The sequence below is a fragment of the Psychrobacter sp. T6-1 genome (assembly GCF_052258445.1).
In genome coordinates this window covers 1-7,385 of the sequence record NZ_JBQQFC010000112.1, presented here as the reverse complement: position 1 = coordinate 7,385, position 7,385 = coordinate 1, and the positions used below count along the sequence as shown (strand labels likewise).

Sequence of the window (7,385 nt, the reverse complement as noted above, 5' to 3'; positions counted from 1 at the left end):
GATTAACGCGGCGCTCAATGATTTAAGTACAGTTAGTGATGAGCAAATCGGCGTTTTGCATCAGCAGTTCGATGAGATTGATGGGTATCGCACGCCAACCAAAGCGGCACAAATTATGGCGGGGCTTGGCTTTAAAACCAGTCAGCACGAGCTGCCTGTAGAAGGGTTCTCTGGCGGTTGGCGCATGCGCTTAAACCTTGCCAAGACCTTGATGAGCCGCGCGGACTTAATGTTACTCGATGAACCAACTAACCATTTGGATTTGGATGCTATTCTTTGGCTTGAGACTTGGATCAATGCCTTTACCGGTTTAGTCATTGTCATCTCGCATGATCAGGCTTTTTTGGACGCGACCGTCGGACATATCTTGCACGTGGAACAACAAAAAATCACCCTTTACACGGGTAACTATCAGCAGTTTATCCGTACTCGTCATGAGCGTATGGCGCAGCAGCAGCAAGCGTTTGAAAAGCAGCAAGCGACCAAAGCACATCTCGATGACTTTATCCGCCGTTTCCGAGCTAAGGCCAGTAAAGCTAAGCAAGCACAAAGTCGTATCAAGCAGCTTGAGCGTATGGCTGAGCTGTCACCTATGATGGCAGACAACCCGTTCTCTTTTCGCTTTTATCCCCCTGCTAACATGAGCTCGCCCCTTATCGAGATGACGCAGGCCGATATCGGTTATAGTGATACGCCACTGCTCTATAACGCTAGCGTACAAGTCACGCCCGATACGCGTCTAGGTCTGCTAGGTATGAATGGCGCGGGCAAATCAACGCTGATTAAAGCATTAGTGGGTGAGCTTAAAGTATTAACTGGTAGCTACCGCGTCTCTGACACCCTAAAGCTTGGCTACTTTAACCAGCATCAAATGGACGCCTTGGATGCCACTGCAACACCCATGCAGATGTTACGCCGGCTAGCAGGCAAGACCTCTGACGCCGAATTACGCGCGTTTTTGGGTAGTTTTGACTTTCGCGGTGACCGTATCGATACTGCAAGTGAGCTATTCTCTGGTGGTGAGCGTGCCCGTTTGACACTAGCACTAATCGTTTGGCAACGTCCGAACGTTCTGGTTCTTGATGAGCCGACCAACCATTTAGACTTACAGATGCGCCAAGCATTGACTGTTGCCTTGCAAGGGTTTGAGGGAGCAGTGGTACTGGTTTCGCACGATCGTGAACTTATCGCTAACGTCTGTGACGAGCTGTATCTGGTGCACGATGGTCAGATTGATGAGTTTGATGGTGACATCAGCGACTACGGTAAGTGGCTGGAACAGAAGCGTAAACAAGAGAATGCTACAGACAAAAGTACTGCTAAGAAAAAAAGTAAAAAAGAGAGTAAGAAGTTTGTTTCACGTGAAACGAGCAATACTCCAATGGCAAAAGATACTCAAGATCACAAGACATCAGCGCTTAGCAAAGAAGAGCTACGCAAATTAGCGGCAGAGCAACGTAAGCGCACTGCGCCCGTTCGCCGCGAGATCGAAGAGATAGAAAAAGAGCTTGAGAAGATCAATGACAAGTCAGCGAAACTAGAAAACAAGCTTGCTGATACTGACCTTTATGAAGAATCTCGCAAAGCTGACTTGATGAAGCTACTTGATGAGCAAGCCTCATTGCAGCAGCAGCACAGCGACTATGAAGAGAAGTTACTGGTTGCCATGACGACGTTAGAGGATATGGAAGCTGAGTTTGAATGATAGGTTTTAACTAAAACGAGGACGCAAAAAAGGGAGATTACCAAATCTCCCTTTTTTATTACATTATTGCTTACGGTATTTACCGTCACCATAAGAGAGAATCTCCATGGTTGTTGTACACAACTGACAGTTTATTTTACCAGCAGCGGCTCTAGATAAATCAAGAACACGTCCTGGTGTAAAAGGACCTCTGTCAGTGATTTTTACTACAACGCTCTGCTTTGTCTTTTTGTTAGTCACTTGTACTTTAGTACCAAACGGCAGCGTTTTGTGTGCTGCGGTCATAGCATTCATGTTAAAGATACTGCCACTAGCGGTACGTTTACCGTGGAATTTTTTACCATAGTAACTGGTGTTACCTGCAAATGCGGTAGTGGTCAATATCAGCGATAAAGTGATAACCAAAGACCTGATCAAATAAGACATGTAATACCTTTGAATAATTTTTGGAATAGACAGATGCTTTTGCCTATAGTATCTATACTCCCTATGAGTACAAATAATGTGCGTATTATACAATAAAAAACTTGCTATATTCCTTCTATTGTGTAAAAAACGCTTGAGTTTACATAAGTGATTGATTTACCTATTATCTCAATCGTATGACTCTACATATTCACCAAAAAATGAGTAATAAAGCTATAGTTGAAACCACACAAAATAAATACTCTATGTAATGACATGGGACTGATGTCAGTTTTTTGCCTGCTGTGCCTATGAAAACAGAGACTGCGAAAATATATTCTAGTTCAGCTATATCGTTTTTATATCAAACTGACTATATGTTGTAGAGTCGACGTGCACCAAAATCAACCGCCAGATGACAAAAACAAGTTTTGATTTTTGACTTGAAATCATCGCTAAGATGACTCACTGTATAAACAAGACATAAAAGCTTACAAACATACAAGAACACCCATACCAGCACATATAGTGTAGGCGGGACACAAAACATAAATTTTCATGGTTGTCGGCTTATAAACATAATAACAAGAGGATAAAAATATGGCAGAAAAAAACTACTACGACATTTTGGGGGTCAAAAAAGACGCCTCAGACGCTGAGATCAAAAAAAGATACCGCAAGCTGGTGCGTCAATTTCATCCTGATGTGAGTGACGATCCAGACGCTGATAATAAAATCGCTGAGATTAACAACGCCTATGAAACTATCAGAGATAAAGACAAGCGCGCAGAATACGACGCTATGCTGGACAATCCTTTTGCCTCTCAAGGCGGCGCTGGTGGTTTTGGCGGCTTTGGTGGACAATCGGCAGGCGCTCAGGGCGGCTTTCGCTGGGAAGATATCAAAGATCAGTTTGGTGATGGTGAAGCCTTTGGCGGGGGTGGCTTTCGTTTTGATGATATCTTCTCAGCCTTTGGCCGCGGCGCGCGGGGTTCAGCTGGTGGGCAATCGAGCGGGACGCAAGGCGGTTTTGATCAATTTGGCGCGCAAGATAGTAAGGGTCAAGACCAGCATGCTGAGATCAGCGTGGACTTAGCCTCTGTTTATAGCGGTGACGACTATAGTATTAAATTAAATGTACCTGTGCGCAAGCCCAACGGTAGCGTGGATTATGAAAATAAAACGCTAAAGATCAAAATCCCCAAAGGTATCACTGACGGCAAGCAAATTCGCCTAGCAGGGCAAGGCGCGGCAGGTTATGGTGGCGGCAAAAACGGTGATTTGTTTTTAAAGGTAAAAATCACCCACAGCGATAACATCCGCTTAGAAGGCGCTGATGTTTATCAAACGCTAAATATCACCCCATGGGAGGCGGCGCTTGGCGACAAGGTCAATGTTGCAACGCCTACAGGTACACTTGGGGTAAGTATTCCCAAAAACAGTAAATCAGGAAGCAACTTACGCCTAAAAGGTAAAGGTATCCCTGCTAAAGACGCGGGGGATCTATATTTGACGCTTAATATTGTCAATCCAGAGGTCAGTACCGATGACGCAAAACAGGCCTACGAGCAGCTCAAACAAGCTTTTGCTGATACCAGTATCAAGCGTTGATAGGACGCTTCAATATACTGAGCTTCGATATATTAGGCTTCAATATATTAGGTTTTAATATCGTATAAGCGCACAATAATGATAAAAAAGGACGAACGAGGAGAATGACAATGGAACACTCGCCTAAATTTAATGATCTCATTATGAACTTTGATGAGCTGGTTGCTGTTTGTGGTCAAGAGCGCCAATGGGTACTAGCATTGATAGAAGAAAACATCATTGAGTATGATGTACCAGAGTATGAGCAGTTTACAGGCTACCAGCTTACAACAGTACGCCGTGCTTCACGTTTGAGCCGCGACTTTGACGCTAGCGTACCGGCGATTGGTTTAATACTTGAGCTGTTAGACGAGGTGGAACAACTGCGCAAGTTTAAACGCCAAGTCGATACGCAGATGCCGGTAATTGAAGTGGATATTGAGAGTTTAAAGTAGAAGTCGTAATAAAAAAGAGCCACTATTGGCTCTTTTTTATTGGTTTAAGCGCTATACATTAGCGCGCATACTTTGGATCGGCAGCGGCTGTAAAGAGGATATCTGTTGAAGAATTCAGCGCCGTCTCTGCTGAGTCTTGAATTACACCAATAATAAAGCCAACTGCCACCACTTGCATCGCAATATCATTTGGAATACTAAACAGACTCGCCGCCAATGGGATAAGGAGTAATGAGCCACCAGGCACACCAGACGCGCCGCCAGCACTCACTGTGGCTACTAAACTTAGCAGCAAGGCGGAGGCGAAGCTCACCTCTATCCCCAAAGTATGCGCCGCTGACAAAGTTAAAACATTAATAGTAATCGCCGCGCCCGCCATGTTGATAGTTGCGCCAAGGGGAATAGTGACCGAATAGGTATCTTCGTGCAAACCAAGCTTGCGCGCAAGGTTCATGTTGACAGGTATGTTTGCCGCTGATGAGCGCGTAAAAAAGGCGGTAATCCCAGACTCACGTAGGCAGGTAAAGACGAGGGGATAAGGGTTCCTGCGCGTTTTGACTAATACGATTAAAGGGTTGGCAACCAAAGCGATAAATAGCATACAACCGATTAACACCATTAAGATATTGGCATAGCCTTTTAATGCCGCAAAACCTGTTTCGGCGACGGTATTGGCAACCAGACCCAAGATACCCAAAGGCGCTAGGGCAATGATCCATTTGACCACTTGTGATATAGCATCGGAGAAGTCGCTCACAACTGCGCGCGTGCTATCACCTGCTTGACGTAGGGCAAAACCAATAATAATTGCCCATGCCAAGATACCAATATAGTTGGCATTGGCAACCGCGTTGACAGGGTTAGCGACCAGACTCATCAGCAAATTGGTCATGACTTCTTTAAGATTAGCAGGTGGTACTTGCTCAATGTCAGCATTGACCAAGACCATCTCGATCGGGAACAAAAAGCTTGCGCCAACCGCGGTTAATGCGGCCAAAAAGGTGCCGAATAGATACATGACTAAGACAGGTTTGACAAAGACCTCATTACCGCTGCGCTGTTTGCTAATAGCCGCTAAGACCAAAACAAACACCAGTATCGGTGCTACCGCCTTGAGCGCACCGACGAATAAGGTCCCTAAGATCCCAAGCGCTATCCCAGCACTCGGTACCAGCCAACCAATCAAGACGCCAAGGATTAAACCGATAATGATTAGCGGCACCAGTCCTATTCGTTGATACATCGCAAAAATCGCACGCATGATGACACCCTTTTAAGCACAATAAAATAATCGAAGGATGGTAGCATTTTTTCGAGTATTAGCCTACCACTAGGCTTGTGGTTTTAAGGTATAAACAAGAATAGAGTAAGGGGCAAAAGGAGTAGGAATTACAAAAGAGAGGGTAGTTTGAATAAGGATGGAACTACACTATTCACACTTTAAAGTGCGTCAGCTCGTAGCCTGCTTGCTGATAGCTTTTGTACTTATGGCGACCTTCACTCATGCTTGTCTCATCAGGTTTGATGATTTCGAGAATACGAGAGGGCTTTACTGAGTTATTTGTGCTTACAGGATGTGCAGTAGTATTAATGACAATGCCGCTAAAGTCTGCTGGCATGTAAGAGCTAAGTGTGACAGGTGCTAAAGGTTGAGTTGTAACCTTTGTGTCATGATCGGTAGTCTCTAGCAGGCGCTGATGCGGAATAAAACTGAGCGGATCCTTAGACCATAACGCATCATCAAGCGCAGTTAACTGTGCCTCATCACTAGCGAGTATCAATAGCGACTGCTCGCTTTTGTTTAGCGCCGTTTGGGTGAGCTGACAAATAAAGCCCAAGAACTCTTGGGCTTTACTTTCGCTTAATACATAAAAGCTAATTTTCATAAGCGGATTGTCATCAATAAGTTGTTATCAAAAAGTGTCGCTATGGCATCAAGCCACATCTACGCAATTTTTTAAGTATTGCATAAATAGCGGTACAGGGCGACCGGTAGCGGCTTTTTCTTTGCCTGAGTTCCATGCCGTACCCGCGATATCTAAATGCGCCCACGCTTGACCCTCTTCAACGAAACGCGATAAGAAGCAAGCTGCGGTAATCGCGCCGCCACCTTTGCCACCGATATTTTGCATATCAGCGATAGGCGAGTCAAGTTGCGACTGATATTCATCGTCCATAGGCATATGCCAGACCAGATCACCAGATTGATTACTGGCATTCTCAAGACCAAAGAGCACGTCTTCATCATTACTAAATACCGCTGAGCGCACATGACCCAGTGCCACTACGCAAGCACCTGTAAGCGTTGCCACATCGATGATGGTTTTTGGTTGATAGCGTTGTACGTAGCATAGGGTATCGGCTAACACTAGGCGACCCTCGGCGTCCGTATTTAAGATCTCAACCGACTTGCCGTTCATAGCTTTTACGATATCGCCAGGACGCGTCGCATCCCCTGATGGCATGTTTTCAGCGCAAGCGAGTGCGCCAACGACGTTGATTGGCAAGCGAGCTTCACATAGCGCTTTGATGGTACCGAGTACGGCAGCTGAACCGCCCATGTCGAACTTCATCTCATCCATAGCGGCGCCAGGCTTGATAGAGATACCACCTGAATCAAAAGTCACGCCTTTACCGACCAAGACAATAGGCGCATCATCGTTTGAGGCGGATACAGTATCGTCATTTTGTTGAGTTGTTTTACCTGACTTCTTATTTGGCATTTTGGTAGGTAGTTTATCGGCGAGTGCTTTGAGACCGCTGGCAACTGATGCGCTATTAGTCATCGCTTTTGCGCCAAACTTCGACTTGCCTTGATACTCCATAAGTACCAATTGACCCTCACGAGCAGAGCCTTGTGCGACCGCCAAAAAGCAGTCCATACCGAGCGCTGCCATCTCTTTTTCGCCGATGACTGTCACCTTTAATACGTCAGGATAAGCTTTTGCCAAGGCTTGTGCTTGCTCTGCCATGTAGACAGGGAAGCAGATGTTGCCCGGCTCATTAGCGACATCACGCGTGAGGCTTTGGCCTTTGAATATAGATTCAGCAAAGTCCAAAGTAGATTTGAGCGAGTCATCAGCGAGCAGATAGATATCGGTGAGTACGGGCTCTTTTTGCTCCGACTTGTATTTATCAAAACGATAACTTGCCGCCAGTAAGTTGAGTGCAAGTTGACCAAATTGATCGGCTTCCAACGCGTCCCCTACAGCAACAGTAATGGAGTTCAC

At 45.6% G+C, this 7,385-nt stretch carries 7 protein-coding genes; 3 read left to right on the top strand and 4 right to left on the bottom strand.

Features of this window, described 5'->3' with window-relative positions; all coding sequences use genetic code 11:
* Window positions 1-1,705, top strand: a 1,705-nt coding sequence (locus ACTXGO_RS07670) for an ATP-binding cassette domain-containing protein (protein WP_443573933.1), incomplete at its 5' end; no start/stop codon positions are given.
* Between the two features lie 63 nt (window positions 1,706-1,768).
* Here ACTXGO_RS07670 and ACTXGO_RS07665 read toward each other — a convergent pair.
* Window positions 1,769-2,131 carry a septal ring lytic transglycosylase RlpA family protein gene (locus ACTXGO_RS07665; protein ID WP_317200451.1) on the bottom strand — a complete coding sequence of 121 codons (363 nt, stop codon included), beginning with the start codon at window positions 2,129-2,131 and terminating at the stop codon, window positions 1,769-1,771.
* A gap of 579 nt (window positions 2,132-2,710) precedes the next feature.
* Here ACTXGO_RS07665 and ACTXGO_RS07660 point away from each other — a divergent pair.
* Window positions 2,711-3,721, top strand: a complete 1,011-nt coding sequence (locus ACTXGO_RS07660; protein ID WP_443573931.1) for a DnaJ C-terminal domain-containing protein — start codon at window positions 2,711-2,713, stop codon at window positions 3,719-3,721.
* Between the two features lie 110 nt (window positions 3,722-3,831).
* The gene (locus ACTXGO_RS07655) at window positions 3,832-4,155 is read left to right on the top strand and encodes a chaperone modulator CbpM (protein ID WP_443541237.1); all 324 of its coding nucleotides are present in this window, start codon (window positions 3,832-3,834) and stop codon (window positions 4,153-4,155) included.
* A 58-nt stretch (window positions 4,156-4,213) separates the two neighbouring features.
* On the opposite strand, the gene sstT is transcribed toward ACTXGO_RS07655, so the two are convergent.
* From sstT to ACTXGO_RS07640, 3 genes are all read right to left on the bottom strand, one after another.
* On the bottom strand, window positions 4,214-5,416 hold the full coding sequence (gene sstT, locus ACTXGO_RS07650) for a serine/threonine transporter SstT (RefSeq protein ID WP_443541236.1): 1,203 nt from the start codon (window positions 5,414-5,416) through the stop codon (window positions 4,214-4,216).
* 172 nt (window positions 5,417-5,588) lie between these two features.
* Window positions 5,589-6,041 carry a DNA polymerase III subunit chi gene (locus tag ACTXGO_RS07645; protein WP_443573929.1) on the bottom strand — a complete coding sequence of 151 codons (453 nt, stop codon included), beginning with the start codon at window positions 6,039-6,041 and terminating at the stop codon, window positions 5,589-5,591.
* A 48-nt stretch (window positions 6,042-6,089) separates the two neighbouring features.
* The coding region (locus ACTXGO_RS07640) for a leucyl aminopeptidase (RefSeq protein WP_443573927.1) at window positions 6,090-7,385 on the bottom strand (1,296 nt) is incomplete at its 5' end.

Bases quoted from the DNA above. Each gene is read 5' to 3' on its own strand.
- sstT (WP_443541236.1), bottom strand. From the start codon at position 5,416: ATGCGTGCGATTTTTGCGATGTATCAACGAATAGGACTGGTGCCGCTA.
- ACTXGO_RS07645 (WP_443573929.1), bottom strand. From the start codon at position 6,041: ATGAAAATTAGCTTTTATGTATTAAGCGAAAGTAAAGCCCAAGAGTTC.
- ACTXGO_RS07660 (WP_443573931.1), top strand. From the start codon at position 2,711: ATGGCAGAAAAAAACTACTACGACATTTTGGGGGTCAAAAAAGACGCC.
- ACTXGO_RS07655 (WP_443541237.1), top strand. From the start codon at position 3,832: ATGGAACACTCGCCTAAATTTAATGATCTCATTATGAACTTTGATGAG.
- ACTXGO_RS07665 (WP_317200451.1), bottom strand. From the start codon at position 2,131: ATGTCTTATTTGATCAGGTCTTTGGTTATCACTTTATCGCTGATATTG.